Below are 19482 nucleotides of genomic sequence, written 5' to 3' on the forward strand. Positions count from 1 at the left end.
GAAACTGTAATTTCTAATGCCGGAAACGACAGTTCCCCGCCTGGAAACGGGAAGTTAATGTATACAATAAACTTTTGTCCTCCTGGAGAATTAGCTTATGTAAGGTTTATACTGTGTGGCAGATACTTTGATCTGCAACCTATCTGCAACAGTATCTGCAACGCTCCAACTACTTATCAGCTAGCGCATTACACGCGTTTGGTTGCAGGTGGCAGATGTTTTCATGTTTTTTCAACTTTATGGTAGTTCCCCAAAGCTTCAAATAAAAACAATTATGACACCATACCATTTGGTACGATGTCATAATCTTAATAGAACCATGCCAAGAAACCGAAGTCATAATGGCATGATGAAGTTACACTAACCTAATTTATTTATTTTTCTTCCAAAGTTTGCTCATATCTTCCAGTGTCTTACCTTTCGTTTCGGGTACCCAACGCCAAACGAAGATGGCAGCAGCCACACAGATTATGCCATATAAACTATATGCAAACATCGGGCTGAAGTCGTACAGTGCCGGGAAAGTAGAAGATACAATGTAATTGAATATCCATTGGAATGCTACGGCGATTGCCACCGCTTTACCACGGATCGTGTTCGGGAATATTTCCGAGATCAACACCCAGCAAATCGGTCCCCAAGACATCATAAAGAATGCTGCATACACAATCACTGAAAGTACCGGGAGAACACCCTTTATTGCCATGCTATCACACATTGCTACCGCAAATGCACCTACAGCCATACCAATAGAACCTATTATCAATAGTGGTTTACGTCCGAAGCGGTCTACTGTGAAGATTGCAACCAATGTAAAGACAATGTTTACAATACCCATAATAACTGTCTGCATCATGCCACCTCCTTCTGCACCTGCATTTTCGAAAATACGAGGAGCATAATAAAGTACCGCATTAATACCGATAGCCTGTTGGAATACAGAAAGTAAAATACCGATCACAATTACTGCCACTCCATAAGTAAAGATTTTCTCTGTCTTTTCATGAGCAGTAGCTTTAATATCATTAAGAATTTCCTGTGCTTTTGTCTTACCATTGATCTTTTCAAGGATCGAATAAGCCTTTTCATCCTGCTGTATCAATACAAGATAACGAGGAGTCTTGGGAACAAAGAACAACAACAGACCGAAGAAAGCTGCAGGGAAAGCTTCCGAACCGAACATGTAACGCCATCCTTCATAAACAGTCCACATATCAGATTCAGCACTAACAGACAATACACCGGCTGCATCTTTCAAAATAATAGGATTTTGATGGTCGCCCATAATCAGGAAATTCACGAAGTATACTACCAACATACCGAAGATGATAGCAAACTGGTTACACGATACAAGCGTTCCACGAATATTAGAAGGAGCAATTTCAGCAATATACATCGGACAGACTGCAGAAGCCAGTCCAACACCGATACCGCCCAAAACACGATACAAATTAAAAGCAATCAGCAAATCCATGTTCGGCTTTCCATATTCGAAAAACAAGACTTCCGGATAATAGGAACCTAATGCTGAAAGGAAAAAGAGTACGGCAGCAAGCCTTAGAGAATTACGACGTCCCAAACGGGAAGCAAATATACCGGACAAAGCACCACCCAGTACACAGCCAATTAATGCACTGGAAGATGTGATTCCATGCATTACTTTATTGTATTGAAAATCAGAGGCCGAAAGGAAAAAAGCCTCCAAACCTTTCTCTGCACCGGAAATAACCGCTGTATCGTATCCGAAAAGCAGTCCTCCCAAAATGGCGACAGAGGTTATCGAATATAGGTAGAGTTTACTACCTTCGTTCGTTGTATTAATCATGGTTATAAGTAGATAAAGTAGTGTTGTAGTAGTTGGATTTATATCACCACAGATTTCACAGATTGACACAGATAAAATTCAAAATAAGAGAGAAGAAAATTAATCTGTGACAATCCGTGTAATCTGTGGTGGGGTTAATTAGCAATACATATTCAGAATTGCTTCATAAAGTTCTTGTTTACCGCTAGTCTGCTTCGGTTCACCGTTTGCTTTAGCATAAGCAACTACATCTTCCAAAGTCAACTTGCCATCTTCAAACTCCTTACCTTTACCGCCATCAAATGAAGCGTAACGGTCAGCCAACATTTTCTTATATGGAGATTCGTTCAGCAGAGCAGCTGCACTTTCCAATGCACGAGCCATAGCGTCCATACCTGCGATGTGAGCGATGAAGATATCTTCCAGGTCAGTAGAGTTACGACGAGTCTTAGCGTCGAAGTTTGTTCCACCGTTACCCAAGCCGCCGTTGCGGATAATTTGCATCATAGCTTGTGTCAGTTCGTAGTTATCAATCGGGAATTGGTCTGTATCCCAACCATTTTGATAATCACCACGGTTAGCGTCGATAGAACCCAACATGCCGTTGTCTACTGCTACTGCCAATTCGTGTTCGAAAGTGTGACCAGCCAAAGTTGCGTGGTTTACTTCAATGTTCACTTTAAAATCTTTATCCAGGCCATGAGCTTTCAGGAATCCGATTACTGTTTCTGTATCTACATCATACTGATGTTTTGTCGGTTCCATCGGTTTCGGCTCAATCAGGAAAGTACCTTTGAAACCACGGGCACGAGCATAATCACGAGCGATGGTCAGCATTTTTGCCAGGTGTTCTTTTTCACGTTTCTGATCTGTATTCAGAAGAGACATATAGCCTTCACGGCCACCCCAGAATACATAGTTCTGACCACCCAGTTCGATCGTTGCATCGATTGCATTCTTGATCTGAACAGCAGCACGAGCTACTACGTCAAAATCAGGGTTAGTAGCGGCACCGTTCATATAACGTGCATGGCCAAATACGTTGGCAGTACCCCACAACAGTTTGATGCCTGTTTCAGCTTGTTTCTGTTTTGCGTATGCTACGATTGCCTTCAGATTAGCTTCGTATTCTTCGATGCTTGTACCTTCAGAAACCAAGTCTACATCGTGGAAACAGTAGTATTCGATACCCATTTTCTGCATGAATTCGAAACCTGCGTCCATTTTATCTTTTGCAGCTTGTATAGCGTCAGCATTACTATTCCAAGGGAATTGTTTTGTTCCGCCACCGAATTGGTCGCCACCTTCAGCACACAAAGTATGCCACCATGCCATAGCAAATCTCAACCAATCTTTCATCTTCTTGCCGTTGATAACCTTTTCAGCATCGTAGTAACGGAATGCCATCGGATTCTTACTATCTTTACCTTCGAACTTAATCTTTTCAATTCCCGGGAAAAATTCTTTTGTTGCCATAATTCTTTTATTTTTAAAATGGTTATTATTTAAATTGTTAATTATTTATCTGAAGACAGAACCGGAGCCGGTATGTTACCGGTCATCGACTTTTCAAGACGGTATTTCCATTTTGCATACGCGTCAGCATATTCTTGGCGTTTTGCCACATTAGGCTCAATCACATCCAGTTTGTCAAGCGTAGCAAATGCTTCATTGTTATCCTTGTAGATACCTGCACCGATGCCCGCACCTTTCGCAGCACCTACGGAACCATCCGTATCGTAAAGCTCGATAGTAGCTCCTGTGACTCCCGCCAAAGTATCGCGGAAGATAGAACTCAAGAACATATTAGCGTGTCCGGCATGGATCATCTTCACAGGAATTCCCATTTGCTCCATGATATCAATGCCATATTTAAAAGAGAATACAATACCTTCTTGAGCGGCACGAATAATATGATGTTTGCCATGCGCATTGAAGTCCAGTCCACGGATACTGCAACCGATTTCTTTATTGTTCAGCATACGTTCGGCACCATTACCAAAGGGCAGAATACTGATTCCCGCACTGCCGATAGGAGCTTTGGAAGCCAATACATTCATTTCATTATAAGATATTCCTTCGGGAGCAATGTTGCGTTTTACCCATGAATTGAGAATACCCGTTCCGTTGATGCAAAGCAATACTCCCAAACGTGTCTGATCTATGGTATGATTGACATGCGCAAAGGTATTGACACGTGACTGCGGATCATAGTTCACTTCACCGTTCACGCCATAAACCACTCCCGATGTTCCTGCCGTAGAAGCAATCTCTCCCGGATTAAACACATTCAAAGAAAGGGCATTGTTAGGCTGGTCGCCTGCACGATAGGTAATCGGTGTTCCTTCTTTCAGTCCAAGCTCTTTGGCAGCTATTGCATTTACACGTCCTTGTTCAGCAAAAGTCGGTTTAATATCTGCAATCAAAGAAGAATCAAATCCGTAATAATCCATTAAGAAATCAGCCACCCGATTGTTCTTGAAATCCCAGAACATACCTTCCGAAAGCCCGGAAACAGTTGTACAGATTTCTCCACTCAACTTCATGGCAATATAATCGCCCGGCAGCATTATCTTATCAATCTGCTCATAGATGGCCGGTTCGTTTTCTTTAATCCACGCCAACTTGGAAGCAGTAAAATTCCCCGGTGAGTTCAACAAATGAGAAAGACATCTCTCCTCCCCGATTGTCTCAAACGCTTTCTGACCGTATGGCACCGCACGAGAGTCACACCAGATGATAGCAGGACGCAATACATGCTGATTCTTATCAACACAAACCAATCCGTGCATCTGATAAGAGATACCGATGGCTTTAATTTCAGCGGCACTAACTCCGGATTCTGTCATAATAGCCTGCGTGGACAACTTTAAGTTTTCCCACCAACTTTCAGGATCTTGTTCCGCCCATCCGGGATTCACTGCAATAATATTCGCTTCTGTTTTCGGAAAAAATGCCGAGGATACACATTTACCAGTCTCCGCATTTACCAAACTCGCTTTTACAGACGAGCTACCTATGTCATAACCTAATAGAAACATAATTTTATTTACGATTAAACGATTTACTATTTACGATTTACGCTCAATGTCCGACAATTAATACTTTAACATTCAACGCCTAATACTTACTACTTGATACTTAATACTTGAATAGGGTTTACCTTCTTACCTTATTATATATCTTCTTATCAAATTTATAATAACGGGCAGCACGGTGAGCCACTCCTTGTTGTTTTTCTTCCAAAGGAACTACATATTCCATCATTGCTATTTTTTTATGGAAGTTACGCACATCCACGGCTTTGTCGTATACTAATTCAAAAAGAGTCCTTAATTGTGCGGCTGTAAATTTACGCGGAAGCAGTTCGAACAACATGGAAGGATTAAATTCTACGAACTGACGAATATAAGTCATTGCCTCCTTTATAATCAGATTATGGTCGAAAGCCAGTGTTTTCACGTCTTTCAAAGCGACCCAGCAAGCCTGGTGATCGTCCAGATTCTTATCCAACGTACGATCTATCTTCACCATCGACAAATATGCAATGGTAACAATACGCTCCACTTTTGACTGCATAGCTCTTTCCAACCAACGTACATCTTTCGGATTACTCGTTCTGTTTTTAGAACCAAATGCTTTAAACTGCATCAGATTCACATTTTTAAGTCCTGTCAGTTCATACAAAACTCGTTGTGCAGCTTCATCCAGAGCTTCATCCATATAGATAAGACTTCCGGGAAGTTTCATATCATGATATACTTCTCCATTATCCTCACCTGCACGTTTTACAAGCAACACTTTCAGTTGTTCTCCGTCAAAACCAATCACTACACAGTCTACTGATATATGATTGTTTGCTAAAGGTGTATTTTTCTGTAAATTTTGCATATCTATTTCTTTAAGACGATGCAAATATAGAGGCTAAAAACCATCAAAACAAAAATAAGAACTATGCTATAAAACATTGTTTTTCATATAAATACATATCATACATTCTACAATATGAATAGTTAGTGTTATCTTACGAATTACAATATGTATTTTAGTATTTCCACGGGTGAGTAATTGTATAAAGTACAAAAACTAGATGGACGCTTTATTATCAGTACTTTTCATATCTTTTCCAACAGATACCCGGAAAGGTACTTATTGTATTTTAAACGATATGTCATTTTGTACCTTATCGTTTTTTATCCTATCTTTGTCGGGTAAATATTAAAAAATCTAAAATGGAACGTCATCCAGTCATTTTATCCATTGCCGGCTCCGATTGTTCGGGAGGCGCAGGTATTCAGGCAGACATAAAAACAATCTCGGCTTTAGGAGGCTATGCAGCATCGGCCATCACTGCTATCACCGTACAAAACACACTGGGGGTACGTGCCGTACAGTCCATTTCTCCGGATATGGTTCGTGGACAAATAGAAGCCGTGATGGACGACCTGCAACCGGTTGCCATCAAAATAGGAATGATAAATGACATTCAGATCGTTCGTGTAATTTCCGACTGTCTACAAAAATATTCGCCTGCATACGTCGTTTACGATCCGGTAATGGTGTCTACCAGCGGAAGGAAACTTATGACAGATGAAGCGATAGAAGAAATCAAAAAAGAACTTTTACCGCTTGTCACATTAATCACCCCTAATATTGATGAAGCAAAAGTACTTACAGGTAAAAGTATTCACAACATTCAGGATATGCAAGCTGCTGCCAAAATGCTAACGGATGATTATCAGACTAATATCTTATTAAAAGGCGGGCATCTGGAAGGAGATAATATGTGCGACCTTTTGCATACGTCCGAATTTATCTACCATATATATGAGGAGAAAAAAATAGAAAGCCATAATCTGCATGGAACGGGATGCACCCTCTCTTCTGCTATTGCCACCTATCTTGCCAAAGGCTATCCCATGCGAGAATCTATCCAGCATGCGAAAACATATATCACTCAAGCCATTATCGCAGGAAAAGAATTGAATATCGGCCATGGCAACGGCCCTTTATGGCATTTTCCGGACACCGTTGCACAAATGTGTACTTTTTGTGCGGTTGTATCATAAAAATACGTAACTTTGCACCCGCAATTAAAAATCAATTAAATAATAAAAATATGAAAGCATTTGTATTTCCCGGTCAAGGCGCTCAATTTGTAGGAATGGGTAAAGACCTGTATGAAAACTCAGCTTTAGCAAAAGAATTGTTTGAAAAAGCAAATGATATCCTCGGATATCGCATTACAGATATCATGTTCGACGGCACAGACGAAGATCTTCGTCAGACAAAGGTTACTCAACCTGCCGTTTTCCTTCACTCTGTTATTTCTGCTCTTTGCATGGGCGACGACTTCAAACCGGAAATGACTGCCGGCCACTCACTTGGTGAGTTCTCTGCATTGGTTGCTGCCGGTGCATTGAGTTTTGAAGATGGATTGAAACTTGTGTATGCACGTGCAATGGCTATGCAGAAAGCTTGCGAAGCTACTCCTTCCACCATGGCTGCTATTATCGCATTGCCGGATGAAAAAGTAGAAGAAATCTGTGCAGCAGTAAATGCAGAAGGTGAAGTTTGCGTACCGGCCAACTACAACTGCCCGGGACAAATCGTTATCTCCGGCTCTGTACCGGGTATCGAAAAGGCGTGCGAACTGATGAAAGCTGCCGGAGCCAAACGTGCTCTTCCGCTGAAAGTGGGTGGTGCTTTCCATTCTCCATTAATGGATCCTGCTAAAATAGAACTGGAAGCTGCTATTAAAGCTACCGAAATACATACTCCTAAATGTCCGGTATATCAGAATGTGGATGCGCTTCCTCACACTGACCCTGCAGAAATCAAAAAGAATCTGGTTGCCCAATTGACTGCTTCCGTACGTTGGACACAATCAGTAAAGAATATGGTTGCTGACGGTGCTACTGATTTTACAGAATGTGGCCCGGGTGCCGTACTTCAAGGATTGATTAAAAAGATTGACGGTACTGTCAATGCTCACGGTATTGCATAAATATCCGTAAGCAGACTTTATCTTTAAGTGATATAGAGCGTGTTGGTAACTATTGCCAACACGCTTTTTTTATATGAAAACCATAGGTGGAATACAAACGAACATGTTGTAAAACACCCTGATACTTTTCTTTTCCGGCAAACTTTCCGAATCTTTCTTTTGTTTTTATTATAGGAATCATTTACTCAAATTTATGAGCCATGAAAATACATGAATATCAAGCGAAAGAGATTTTCTCCAAGTACGGAATACCTGTCGAGAGGCACACTTTATGCCGTACTGCCGCAGGCGTCCTGGCTGCATACCGGAGGATGGGAACAGACAGAGTGGTTATAAAAGCACAAGTATTAACCGGAGGCCGGGGAAAAGCCGGAGGAGTAAAACTGGTAAACAATACGGAAGATGCTTATCAGGAAGCCAAGAACATTCTCGGAATGAGCATTAAAGGTCTTCCAGTCAATCAAGTTCTGGTCAGCGAAGCGGTTGATATTGCTGCAGAATATTACGTCAGTTATACCATCGACCGGAATACACGTTCTGTCGTTCTGATGATGAGTGCATCCGGTGGTATGGATATTGAAGAGGTAGCCCGTCAGACACCGGAGAAAATCATCCGATATTCAATCAATCCGTTCATTGGCCTTCCCGACTATCTGGCAAGGCGTTTCGCTTTCGCTCTCTTCCCCCCAAATGGAACAAGCAGGTAAAATGGCTGCCATCCTTCAGGAACTTTATAGAATCTTTGTGGAGAATGACGCGTCGTTAGTGGAAGTAAATCCGCTGGCACTTACAAAGAAAGGTACATTAATGGCTATTGACGCAAAGATTGTTTTTGATGACAATGCGCTCTATCGTCATCCGGAGATTCATGCTTTGTTTGATCCGACGGAAGAAGAAAAAGTAGAAGCAGATGCCAAAGATAAAGGATTCAGTTATGTTCACATGGACGGCAATATCGGTTGTATGGTAAATGGCGCCGGACTTGCCATGGCTACTATGGACATGATTAAACTTTACGGCGGTCAGCCTGCTAATTTTCTCGACATCGGTGGCAGCTCCAATCCTGTCAAGGTTATTGAAGCTATGAAACTCTTATTGCAGGATGAGAAAGTAAAAGTGGTCCTGATTAATATTTTCGGTGGGATCACTCGTTGCGATGATGTAGCAATGGGACTTCTTCAGGCATTCGAGCAGATAAACAGCAATGTCCCGGTCATCGTCCGGCTTACAGGCACCAATGAACATATCGGACGGGAACTGTTACGGAATTACAGCCGTTTCCAAATAGCCACAACGATGAAAGAGGCTGCTCTTATGGCTCTGAAAGCATAATACGTACCAAATCACTAAAAAATAAAGCAATTATGAGCATACTAATAGATAAATCCACCCGTTTGATTGTGCAGGGAATCACTGGCAGAGATGGGCTTTTCCATGCCAAGAAGATGAAAGAATATGGAACCAATGTGGTCGGGGGTACTTCTCCGGGTAAAGGAGGAACAGATGTGGACGGAATCCCCGTATTCAACACCATGTATGACGCTGTCGAGCAGACAAAGGCTAATACCTCCATCATTTTCGTTCCGGCACGTTTTGCGGCAGATGCTATCATGGAAGCAGCAGACGCAGGCATCCGGATCATAGTCTGCATTGCAGAAGGAATCCCCACACTGGACGTGATTAAGGCGCATCGGTTTGCCGAACAAAAAGGCGCCATGTTGATCGGGCCTAACTGTCCGGGACTTATCTCTCCGGGAAAAAGCATGGTTGGCATCTTACCAGGACAAGTCTTTTTAGAAGGAAATGTAGGTGTCATCAGCCGCAGCGGAACACTTACTTACGAGATTGTATATCACTTAACAGCTAATGGAATGGGACAATCTACCGCTATCGGCATCGGGGGCGATCCTGTTGTAGGGCTTCACTTTCGCCAACTGCTGGAAATGTTTCAGAATGATCCGGAAACAGAAGCAATCGTCCTGATTGGAGAGATTGGAGGAAATGCGGAAGAACAAGCAGCTGAATATATCCGTAATAATGTAACTAAACCTGTGGTTGCATTTATTGCCGGCCAATCAGCTCCTCCGGGAAAACAAATGGGGCATGCGGGCGCTATTATTTCGGGAAGTTCCGGTTCGGCAAAAGAGAAAATTGAATCTTTGGAAGCAGCTGGTATCCGGGTGGCACAAGAGCCTTCGGATATACCCAAACTATTGAAAAAGTAATCTCCAAAAGAGAAATGAAAAACAGAAATAGTAATATTACAGATGCAGATTCACTCAAAATAAGTAATTTCATACTTATCATTTTAAGTGAATCTGCATTTATTTTACATACCTTTCTTTATACCTAATTTTATAAGAAGAGCATTCATCGGATAAGCGCAGAAGAAACCGAAAAGCATAGCCAACTGCATCATAAACCAGAATATCCATGTATCTTTGGGCAATGGCTCATTGATGAACAGCACAAAATAAACAATTGCCATCCAACCGTACATTCCTACCTGCCAGGATAAAAGAGAAAAGAAATCTGCTTTGAAAGCGCGAGTCAGCGCATTCCCCACAGAGATTTTTTCCATTTCCCGAATCGCATAAAACTGAAAATAAACGCCAATAATCAAAGCCAATACAAAATCAAGTACCCAATTCCCAACAAGTTGACTGCCTGCAACAGTTACAGGAACATAATTCGTAAACCACTCTCCTATGATATCTGCCAATGTGCAGCCTGCGCCACAATGAAGAGCCGACAGAGCTACCGATTGCCAATAAGGACGCCTCATCTCTCCCATTGACATCCCCATATCCATCCCCTTCATATCAGGCATATTCATATCTTTCATACCGGACATATCCATATCTTTCATGTCAGACATGCCCATCCCTTTCATCCCGTCATCCTCCATCTTCATCGGACTGCTCCGTCCGAACTTATTATACGCCCATAAAGCTAAATAACTTCCCCACAATGCAGATAATATCCAAACTGCATTCATTATTTTCATTGATTGCGGACGATGTGTCAGGTCTATGGCAATATGTACTGCTATTCCGATACCTGAACAGACTAAGAATACGGCTATTAAATTGAGCATGATTGTATGTTTTAAAAGATTCAGACTACAAAACATACTTTATTTGCGAATAGTTCAGCCCACTACTTTTTAATTTTGCCTGTCGAACTATTCCACACACGAGTTGTTATCATTTCATAATCAAAACAATAAAAATATGAGCAGACGTAGACAATTAGAGCATGAAGTATCTGTTGCTCAAGAAAGAATAAAGAAAGCCGCAAAAGATACACCGAAGAATATCCTGAAATTATGGGAACAAGAGCTGGTAGACCTGGAATTGGAACTCAATAATATGGTGGATGATGAAGAAGATAATAATGAGGATTAACAGAAGAAGGGCGCGCTAGTTTCCTAGTGCGCCCTTCTCTATTACTGTCTATTTATTCAGTATTAGTTCTTTGGCAATGCTTCTTTCACTACCATTGAACGACCTACATATTCTGCACCGTTCAATTGTTTGATAGCGTTGTTAGCTTCTGTATCATCCGGCATTTCGATAAACGCAAAACCTTTTGATCTTCTAGTTTCACGATCTGTGATTAACTTTACTGAAGCAACTGTTCCATACTCTTCCATTACATTTCTCAAATCCGATTCCTTAACATTATAGCTAAGATTTCCAATGTACAAATTCATAAAATACAAATATAAAAAATTAATAATTCAATAAGAAAGTTTTAGGAAGATCTTAATTAGAAATGGATATGCTCAAATAAATGAGAAGATTCACGTAAAAAAATCAAATCGTAATAAACCTCTTTATTGTTGTTGGTACAAAGGAAAGCATTATTTGGAGATAATGCACTATACTCCCTCCTTTTTCTTTTCTCAAAACATCTTTTTTATGAAAATAGGCCAATACTTAACGTTTAAACTCTATTATATCAAACTATCTGCCACCAATCATCTGATTAGCCTTCTATAGTTTCTTTGTTATAAGCTCTTTGAAAAACAAATACTTATAGTTAATTCTGCATCAGAAAATAAAAGGCTACCTTCTTTGAAACAGAAGATAGTCTTTTATTTTATATATCAGTTTGCAGATTAGCCACAATGGAAATACTTATGTACGAGATCTAACATCTCCATCGGCTTTCCTTCCAAATCCGCACGCAACGTTTTATCTTCGTAACTGCGAAGTCTGCGGATGATACCATCAATCATTGCCGGACTAAAGACATTGTATTGTTCAAAGATTGCCCGTTGTTGCTGCAGGCAATCAGCAGAAGCCTCACAGCTATCTGGCAGTTGTGCCAGTGAATTTAGTTTATCTTCATTCTCTTTCTGATGGATATTCACATTTACATACGTCTTTTGAGCGATATCCAATGCATTTTCAATTTCAAAGCCATGACGGCAGGCAACAGCCAAACCGGCCAACAGTTGATACAAATCTGCCGAACCATCCGGAGAACGCATTTCTACAGTCTGCTTCTGGCTGGTGTCAAAATGGCTTTCGGCTTCCAACGGATTAGCTAATGTACACATATCTGTTTTTGCAGCCCATCCCAATGGCACACGTACTAATACGGAACGGTTACGATCTCCCCAGCAAACATTGGTAGGTGCCTCCTGATGAGGAACAAGACGGAAATAAGAAGTAGGATTGGTATTTCCAAAGGCAGTGATTGAAGGAGCAAGCACCATCATTCCGGCAATTGCTTTACGCGCTGTTTCCGACAAAACGCCGTCTTTCAACATTTGGTTCTTTCCGTCTTTCATGATACGCATGTGTACGTGCAAGCCCGACCCTGCCTTACCGGCTGTAATTTTAGGAGCAAAGGTCACATTATATCCATATCTGTATCCCAGATTACGAATCACCCATTTGGCAATCATCAACTGATCTGCCGCCTGCGATACAGGAACCGGCAGGAACTCAATCTCATTCTGCTCATAAATATAGCCATCCAGCGTAAAATTACCCACTTCGGAGTGTCCATACTTTATTTGCCCGCCTGTTTGCGCGATATAAGACATACATTGAGTACGGAACTCATTAAATTTAGCGTATGGACCCGATTCGTGATAACCACGTTGGTCGGTTGCCTGAAACATACCTGTATCCGGGGCTATTACATAATATTCCAATTCGCCCATTGCCTGAAATTCCATTCCGGTAACTTCTGTAAAAGTTTTGCTTGCTTTGTAAAGGGTGTGTTCTGGTGCACTTTCGAGAGGTTCGCCGTCTTTGTTGAAGAAAGAGCAAAGCATAGACAGCGTCGGAATCTCGGCAAACGGATCAACGAATGCAGTGCAGAAACGGGGAATCACATAAAGGTCACTACTGCCCGCTTCTATGAAAGAAAAAAGACTGGAACCGTCTACCCGTTCTCCACAAGTAAGAATAGCTTCCAGATAGGCTTGATTGTTGATAACAAAGTTCAGGGTTTTCAGACGACCGTCTCCCGCCGGATACATGAAATTGACCATGCGGATATCTTTTTGCTGGATAAATGAGATAATGTCGGCTTTGGTAAACTCTGAAGTTGGCTTTTGAAGGAATGCTACCAACTGGTTAGCATTCATTGACAAATCTTGATTCATAATCGGTTGTTTTTCGTTGTTGTATGATTAAAACGGTTTGTTAAATGCCAAAGATAACGAAAAGATTCTACTCCTTAAAGCGTTTTAAATCTTTCCGGCTAAAAATCCATTCCGGAGTATATAGTTTCCCCGCATCCGTTTCCGCTAATTCATACCAGGGGGAAAGGCTGCGACTGACAGGATTTACAAGAATATGAATCTGTTGTGCAGGCATATAGCTCTGCGCCAACAAGAACACTTTCTTTTTGGTAGTCGGATGAACAGCAACATCTACAACAATGACCGCATGTCCGGGTGAGCCGCCTTTAATAAACACATCACCGGGTTGCAGGGAAGTATAAGACACAGTCTGAAGCTCGCGGGATAAAGAAGCCGTTCCGGCATACATAAAGACCATATCGAGATAGTTACGGAAAGTTTTATAGGAATAATCCACTCCTTTACCCGCAGCATACCATTGCACTTGATTGCCGCTGACTTTTATCCGATTTCCTTCCGCCCATTTCTTGTACCCGGCAGGGAAACCATTGGTGAAGTTGAATTTTATTTCTCCATATCGTTTATGTTTCCACAGATATTCCGCCCGCAAACGCATTACCGCATCGGCACACTGTTGCAAATCACGGTTACCTATCTCCATATCAATTACAGCGTAAGCTGCAGACTGATTCGATTTTTCTTTTCCATTATAAAGCATCACTTTACTACCTTTCGGCATCAAAGGCAAATTACGTAAGTAACCTGTAAACGAATGATCGGCACAAGCCTCCCTGACATATCCCGTCGGAGGAGCGATTCTTGTAGCAACCGTTTCTTGTCCCCACAATTGCAGGGATGTACAAAGTAACCCTATATATATTAGTAAATACTTCATAACGCTTCTCTTTATATTCTGTTCCGGACAAATATAAGTAATTATTGTTTAAAAAGAGGATGAATGTCTATTTTTATTTTAACTTTGTACAAAGACCTACATACATAACTAAAATTGATAAGCTATGGACATCCAAACATTTATTCAGAACTTCAAAGAGGCATTCGGAGAGAATGCCGAATTACCTCTTGTATTTTGGTATTCAGATATACTGGAAGGAACAGCAGAGAAAATTAACGGTTGCTTCTTTAAAGGCATGAAGACTGTCAGAGAAGGTGGTACTATCAGCTTGAATGCAGAAAATATCGGTTGCGGTGGCGGCAAATTCTACACAGGTTTTACAGAAATGCCTGAACGCGTACCGACTTTTGTCTCACTAAAAGAACGATATAAACAGACTCCGGAAATGGTCATTGAATTTATCCGGCAACTCGGAGTTCCGAGGGCAGAAAAGAAATACCTTCATTTTGCACGTATAGACAAAGTGGCTAATCTGGAACAAGTGGAAGGTGTCATGTTTATCGCCAATCCTGATATGCTTTCCGGACTGACTACATGGGCTTACTATGATAATAATGCCGAAGATGGTGTCGTCTCTTTATTCGGTTCCGGTTGCAGTTCCATAGTGACACAAGCCACTCTTGAAAACCGCAAAGGAGGCAAGCGGACCTTTATCGGTTTCTTCGATCCGTCGGTGCGTCCGTACTTTGAAGCGGATAAGTTGAGTTATACGATACCTATGTCCAGATTCAGAGAAATGTGTGGGACTATGCGCCAAAGTTGCCTGTTTGATACGCATGCATGGGGAAAGATCCGGGAAAGAATGGGCACCGAATAAGGCAAAAGTACAAACCAAATAGTTTCAAAATATGTTTCAAGCCTTGAAACTTTTCTGTCCCATTTTTAATATCATAAAGTAAATGCTTAAATTAGTTCGTATTATAAGTTGTTATTCAAAACGCAACGAAGCCTCCTTTTTTCTATTAACTAATTTTAGACAGTTACTTAAGCAAATAGTTCTTTGCCAGGATTAAACCTTTTCTGCAGAAAGAAGTCTACTTTTTTATATATTATTGTTCTATTAAACTTTAAAGTTATCAACGAAAATGGAAACATCTGCTAAACTCTATTCACTGAATTACAGCAATGTAAGGACTTACCTCTTTGCCCTGCTATTTGTGGTAGGCAACATTGCACTTCCACAAATCTGTCATCTTGTACCATACGGTGGCCCTACTTTATTGCCGATCTATTTTTTCACGTTGATCGCAGCTTATAAATATGGCTTTCGTGTGGGATTACTGACAGCAATTCTTTCTCCTGTCATCAATCACCTGTTATTTGCAATGCCATCGGGAGCTGCACTCCCCATTATATTGATAAAATCCGCTTTACTTGCCGGTACTTCCGCCTTGACTGCACGAACACTGAAATCCGTTTCTTTATGGGCTATTCTCGGTGTCGTTCTCTCCTATCAGATTATAGGAACTGCTTTTGAATGGGCATTCATCGGAAATTTCCATGTAGCAGTGCAAGACTTCCGCATTGGTATTCCCGGTATGTTAATTCAATGGTTTGGCGGCTACGCCCTACTGAAAGCGATTGCAAAACTCTAAAGTAAAAACAAAAATGGACAGAAGGGACTTTTTAAAAACAGTAGCCATAACCGGTGCCGCATTGAGTATTCAGCATTCGGAGGCAATGGAGATATTAACCCAGACTATTAATAATACGAACGGAGGCAATCCGGACTTGGTAGCCGTCATGGGTGGAGAACCGGAAGCTATGTTCCGCCGTGCTATCAGCGAACTGGGCGGTATGAAACAATTCGTCAAACCGGGACAGAAGGTGGTCGTAAAACCTAATATCGGTTGGGATAAAGTGCCGGAACTGGCAGGAAACACCAACCCGCAACTGATTGCTGAAATCGTGAAACAATGCTTTGCTGCCGGAGCTAAAGAAGTGACCGTATTCGACCATACGTGTGACGATTGGCAGAAGTGCTACAAAAACAGCGGCATCGAAGCGGCGGCAAAAGCTGCCGGAGCAAAAGTAATGCCTGCTCATTTGGAGTCTTATTACAAGCCGGTAAACTTACCCAACGGTCAGAAGATGAAGAAAGCAAAGATACATGAAGCCATCCTGAATTGCGATGTATGGATCAATGTTCCCATCCTGAAAAATCACGGGGGTGCCAATCTGACTATCTCAATGAAAAATCACATGGGAATTGTCTGGGACCGTGGATTTTTCCACCAGAATGACTTGCAGCAATGTATTGCCGATATCTGCACACTGCAAAAGAAAGCTGTGCTTAACGTAGTGGACGCTTATCGTATCATGAAAACCAATGGCCCGCGAGGACGTTCTGCCTCGGATGTCGTATTAGCAAAAGGACTGTTCATTTCACCGGATATTGTAGCAGTGGACACGGCTGCTGCCAAATTCTTCAATCAAGTACGTGAGATGCCACTAGATACTGTGGGACACCTCGCTAAAGGAGAAGCACTGAAAATAGGAACTATGAACATTGACAAGCTGAATGTCAAGCGAATTAAGATGTAAAATAACAATGTTAAGAAAGCTACGTATTGGAATATCAGCACTTTTATTTGTGCTGATTTCTTTCTTTTTTCTCGATTTCGCAGAAATATTACCGAACAGTTTTCATCGGCTGGCACATTTGCAATTTATTCCAGCTGTCCTTTCACTAAGTATAGGTATCTTATTATTTCTCATTGTGTTAACGCTCTTGTTTGGACGCGTTTATTGTTCTACAATTTGCCCTATGGGTATTTTGCAGGATGTCATTGCACGCATTTCAAAATCAACAGGGAAAAAGAAAAAAAGATATAGTTACAGTCCCACGAAAAACAAATTGCGTTGGGGCGTACTCGGACTGACAGTAATCGGATTTCTATGCGGATTTACATTTATTGTAGGCCTGCTCGATCCATACAGCGCGTATGGACGTGTGGTAGTGCATATATTCAAACCTATCTACATGTTGGGGAATAATCTGTTGGAATCCGTCTTTTCCAAGTTTGACAATTATACGTTTTATCAGGTAGATACCTCTGTTTTAAGCATTTCTTCTCTTCTCATTGCTATTATCACTCTGGCAGTTATTTTTGTAATGGCATGGAAACACGGGCGGACATGGTGCAATACGGTTTGTCCCGTAGGAACAGTATTGGGATTATTGAGCCGCTTTTCATTATTTAAGGTCCGTATCGATACTGCGAAATGTAATGGATGCGGGCTTTGTGCTACCAAATGCAAAGCCTCCTGCATCAATAGTAAAGAACATGCCATTGATTATAGCCGCTGCGTAGATTGTTTCGACTGCCTGGGAGCATGCAAGCAAAAGGCATTGGTCTACAACCCTTCTTTAAAGAAACAACAAGCAAACGTAGAAGCCCCTGTGCCATCATCACCGGACACGGATTCATCCAAACGCCGCTTTTTGGTTACCGGTCTTGTTACTGCCGGGGCTGCACCCAAACTCCTGTCCCAAGCCAAAGAATCCGTTGCAAGACTGGAAGGCAAAAAGGCATACAAAAAAGAGAATCCAATCACTCCTCCGGGATCTATCAGTCGGGAACACTTTCAACAGCAATGTACATCCTGTCATCTTTGTGTCAGCAAATGCCCCTCTCATGTTCTGCAACCTGCTTTTATGGAGTATGGTTTGGCAGGCATAATGCAGCCGACCGTCAGTTTTGAGAAAGGATTTTGTAATTTTGACTGTACTGTTTGCGGAGACGTTTGTCCCAATGGAGCAATTCTTCCCATAAGTGTAGAGCAAAAACATCTTACACAAATGGGATATGTTGTTTTTATCGAGGAAAATTGCATCGTTTATACTGATGGAACCAGTTGCGGAGCGTGTTCCGAGCACTGTCCTACACAGGCTGTGGCAATGGTACCATATAAAGACGGATTAACGATCCCTCATGTAAACAAAGAAATATGCGTAGGTTGTGGAGGATGCGAATATGTTTGTCCTGCCCGTCCATTCCGCGCTATCTATATCGAAGGAAATCCAGTGCAAAAAGAAGCAAAACCTTTTAAAGAAAACGAAGAACATAAAGTGGAGATAGACGATTTCGGATTCTAATCAGCCCCCAGTGCTGGTGTAAAGATTCCATCCGTATATTTGTGCTCTATTGTGATATATTTAAATGCGGATAACAAAACTTTATACTTACGCAATTAAAGTTCCATGTTATCCGCATTTATTGTGTTCTATGGATAACAAAAAACTACTTATAACGTTCTCTTAAAAAAACTATTCATTATATTCCTCCTACTTTCAATAAATTCACTAAATTCGTGGCGAACTAAAGAAAGCAACTCATGGAGGTATTCACAAATAACAGGAATAGCCGGAAATATCAGATTGGCTATGCACTAAGCGGAGGATTTATTAAAGGATTTGCCCATCTGGGAGTTATGCAAGCTCTTTTAGAGCATGATATTAAACCGGAAATCATCTCCGGAGTAAGCGCAGGAGCACTTGCCGGTGTCTTTTATGCAGATGGCAACGAACCCCACAAAGTTCTTGATTATTTCTCCGGACATAAATTCCAGGATTTAACCAAACTGGTAATTCCTAAAAAAGGATTATTTGACCTTTGTGAATTTATAGACTTTCTCCGAACCAACGTAAAAGCCAAAAACTTGGAAGATTTACAACTTCCTCTGATTATCACAGCAACCGACCTCGATCATGGACGCATGGTTCATTTTCACCGCGGCAGTATTGCTGAACGGGTCGCAGCTTCTTGTTGTATGCCTGTTATGTTCGCACCAGTCAATATAGATGGCACTAACTATGTAGACGGAGGATTGATGATGAATCTTCCTGTCTCTACCCTGCGTAGAGTGTGCGACAAGGTGGTGGCTGTCAACGTAAGCCCCATCATGGCAGAGGACTACAAAATGAATATTGTAAGTATTGCTATGCGTTCATTCCATTTTATGTTCCGCGCCAATACTTTTCCAGAAAGGGAAAAGTGTGATTTATTAATCGAACCATACAATTTATACGGATATAGCAATACCGAACTGGAGAAAGCAGAAGAAATCTTCGGACAGGGATATAATACAGCCAATGAAGTGCTTAATCAACTGTTGGAAGAAAAAGGGAAAATATGGAAGTAACCTCC

The 19482-nt window shown here is 41.4% G+C and carries 17 protein-coding genes and 1 pseudogene; 10 read left to right on the plus strand and 8 right to left on the minus strand.

Annotation, left to right across the window (positions count from 1 at the left end; all coding sequences use genetic code 11):
• Positions 1-370: 370 nt before the first annotated feature.
• From xylE to LPH68_RS10930, 4 genes are all read right to left on the minus strand, one after another.
• Positions 371-1825: a D-xylose transporter XylE gene (gene xylE, locus LPH68_RS10915; protein ID WP_009041295.1), complete on the minus strand. Its 1455-nt coding sequence runs from the start codon at positions 1823-1825 to the stop codon at positions 371-373.
• Positions 1826-1963: 138 nt separating this feature from the next.
• On the minus strand, positions 1964-3280 hold the full coding sequence (gene xylA, locus LPH68_RS10920) for a xylose isomerase (RefSeq protein WP_117811850.1): 1317 nt from the start codon (positions 3278-3280) through the stop codon (positions 1964-1966).
• Positions 3281-3321: 41 nt separating this feature from the next.
• Positions 3322-4845, minus strand: a complete 1524-nt coding sequence (locus tag LPH68_RS10925; protein ID WP_004295875.1) for a xylulokinase — start codon at positions 4843-4845, stop codon at positions 3322-3324.
• A 118-nt stretch (positions 4846-4963) separates the two neighbouring features.
• On the minus strand, positions 4964-5695 hold the full coding sequence (locus LPH68_RS10930) for an NUDIX domain-containing protein (RefSeq protein ID WP_004295874.1): 732 nt from the start codon (positions 5693-5695) through the stop codon (positions 4964-4966).
• 341 nt (positions 5696-6036) lie between these two features.
• Between LPH68_RS10930 and thiD the strand changes: the two genes are divergently transcribed.
• From thiD to sucD, 4 genes and pseudogenes are all read left to right on the plus strand, one after another.
• Positions 6037-6873 carry a bifunctional hydroxymethylpyrimidine kinase/phosphomethylpyrimidine kinase gene (thiD, locus tag LPH68_RS10935; RefSeq protein ID WP_118407571.1) on the plus strand — a complete coding sequence of 279 codons (837 nt, stop codon included), beginning with the start codon at positions 6037-6039 and terminating at the stop codon, positions 6871-6873.
• 50 nt (positions 6874-6923) lie between these two features.
• Entirely contained in the window at positions 6924-7811 is an 888-nt protein-coding gene (gene fabD / locus LPH68_RS10940) for an ACP S-malonyltransferase (RefSeq protein WP_004316407.1), read from the plus strand.
• 200 nt (positions 7812-8011) lie between these two features.
• Positions 8012-9143: pseudogene (gene sucC / locus LPH68_RS10945) on the plus strand (ADP-forming succinate--CoA ligase subunit beta).
• Positions 9144-9175: 32 nt separating this feature from the next.
• On the plus strand, positions 9176-10036 hold the full coding sequence (gene sucD / locus LPH68_RS10950) for a succinate--CoA ligase subunit alpha (protein WP_008022462.1): 861 nt from the start codon (positions 9176-9178) through the stop codon (positions 10034-10036).
• 104 nt (positions 10037-10140) lie between these two features.
• Here the strand turns inward: sucD and LPH68_RS10955 are convergent, their stop codons facing one another.
• Positions 10141-10908, minus strand: coding sequence for a DUF4396 domain-containing protein (locus LPH68_RS10955; RefSeq protein WP_117811645.1), 768 nt, complete (start codon positions 10906-10908; stop codon positions 10141-10143).
• A 136-nt stretch (positions 10909-11044) separates the two neighbouring features.
• On the opposite strand from LPH68_RS10955, the gene LPH68_RS10960 reads away from it, so the two are divergent.
• The gene (locus LPH68_RS10960; RefSeq protein WP_004316403.1) at positions 11045-11218 is read left to right on the plus strand and encodes a hypothetical protein; all 174 of its coding nucleotides are present in this window, start codon (positions 11045-11047) and stop codon (positions 11216-11218) included.
• A 62-nt stretch (positions 11219-11280) separates the two neighbouring features.
• On the opposite strand, the gene LPH68_RS10965 is transcribed toward LPH68_RS10960, so the two are convergent.
• From LPH68_RS10965 to LPH68_RS10975, 3 genes are all read right to left on the minus strand, one after another.
• Positions 11281-11526, minus strand: coding sequence for an RNA-binding protein (locus LPH68_RS10965; protein ID WP_008640136.1), 246 nt, complete (start codon positions 11524-11526; stop codon positions 11281-11283).
• 408 nt (positions 11527-11934) lie between these two features.
• Positions 11935-13437, minus strand: coding sequence for a glutamine synthetase family protein (locus LPH68_RS10970; RefSeq protein WP_008022468.1), 1503 nt, complete (start codon positions 13435-13437; stop codon positions 11935-11937).
• Between the two features lie 67 nt (positions 13438-13504).
• Complete coding sequence (locus LPH68_RS10975; protein ID WP_151923540.1) at positions 13505-14311, minus strand: DUF4846 domain-containing protein; 807 nt, start codon at positions 14309-14311, stop codon at positions 13505-13507.
• Positions 14312-14435: 124 nt separating this feature from the next.
• Here LPH68_RS10975 and LPH68_RS10980 point away from each other — a divergent pair, with 124 nt between their 5' ends.
• From LPH68_RS10980 to LPH68_RS11000, 5 genes are all read left to right on the plus strand, one after another.
• The gene (locus tag LPH68_RS10980) at positions 14436-15149 is read left to right on the plus strand and encodes a DUF169 domain-containing protein (protein ID WP_151923541.1); all 714 of its coding nucleotides are present in this window, start codon (positions 14436-14438) and stop codon (positions 15147-15149) included.
• 268 nt (positions 15150-15417) lie between these two features.
• Entirely contained in the window at positions 15418-15927 is a 510-nt protein-coding gene (locus LPH68_RS10985) for an ECF transporter S component (protein ID WP_151923542.1), read from the plus strand.
• Between the two features lie 13 nt (positions 15928-15940).
• A complete protein-coding gene (locus tag LPH68_RS10990; protein ID WP_004316874.1) occupies positions 15941-16876 on the plus strand; it encodes a DUF362 domain-containing protein in 936 nt (311 codons plus the stop codon).
• Between the two features lie 7 nt (positions 16877-16883).
• A complete protein-coding gene (locus tag LPH68_RS10995; protein WP_151923543.1) occupies positions 16884-18431 on the plus strand; it encodes a 4Fe-4S binding protein in 1548 nt (515 codons plus the stop codon).
• Positions 18432-18670: 239 nt separating this feature from the next.
• A complete protein-coding gene (locus LPH68_RS11000; protein ID WP_008022480.1) occupies positions 18671-19477 on the plus strand; it encodes a patatin-like phospholipase family protein in 807 nt (268 codons plus the stop codon).
• Positions 19478-19482: the final 5 nt, after the last annotated feature.

Origin of the sequence: Bacteroides sp. 1_1_30, from assembly GCF_020982715.1 — a bacterium.
In the GTDB taxonomy this organism is placed as follows: Bacteria; Bacteroidota; Bacteroidia; order Bacteroidales; family Bacteroidaceae; genus Bacteroides; species Bacteroides xylanisolvens.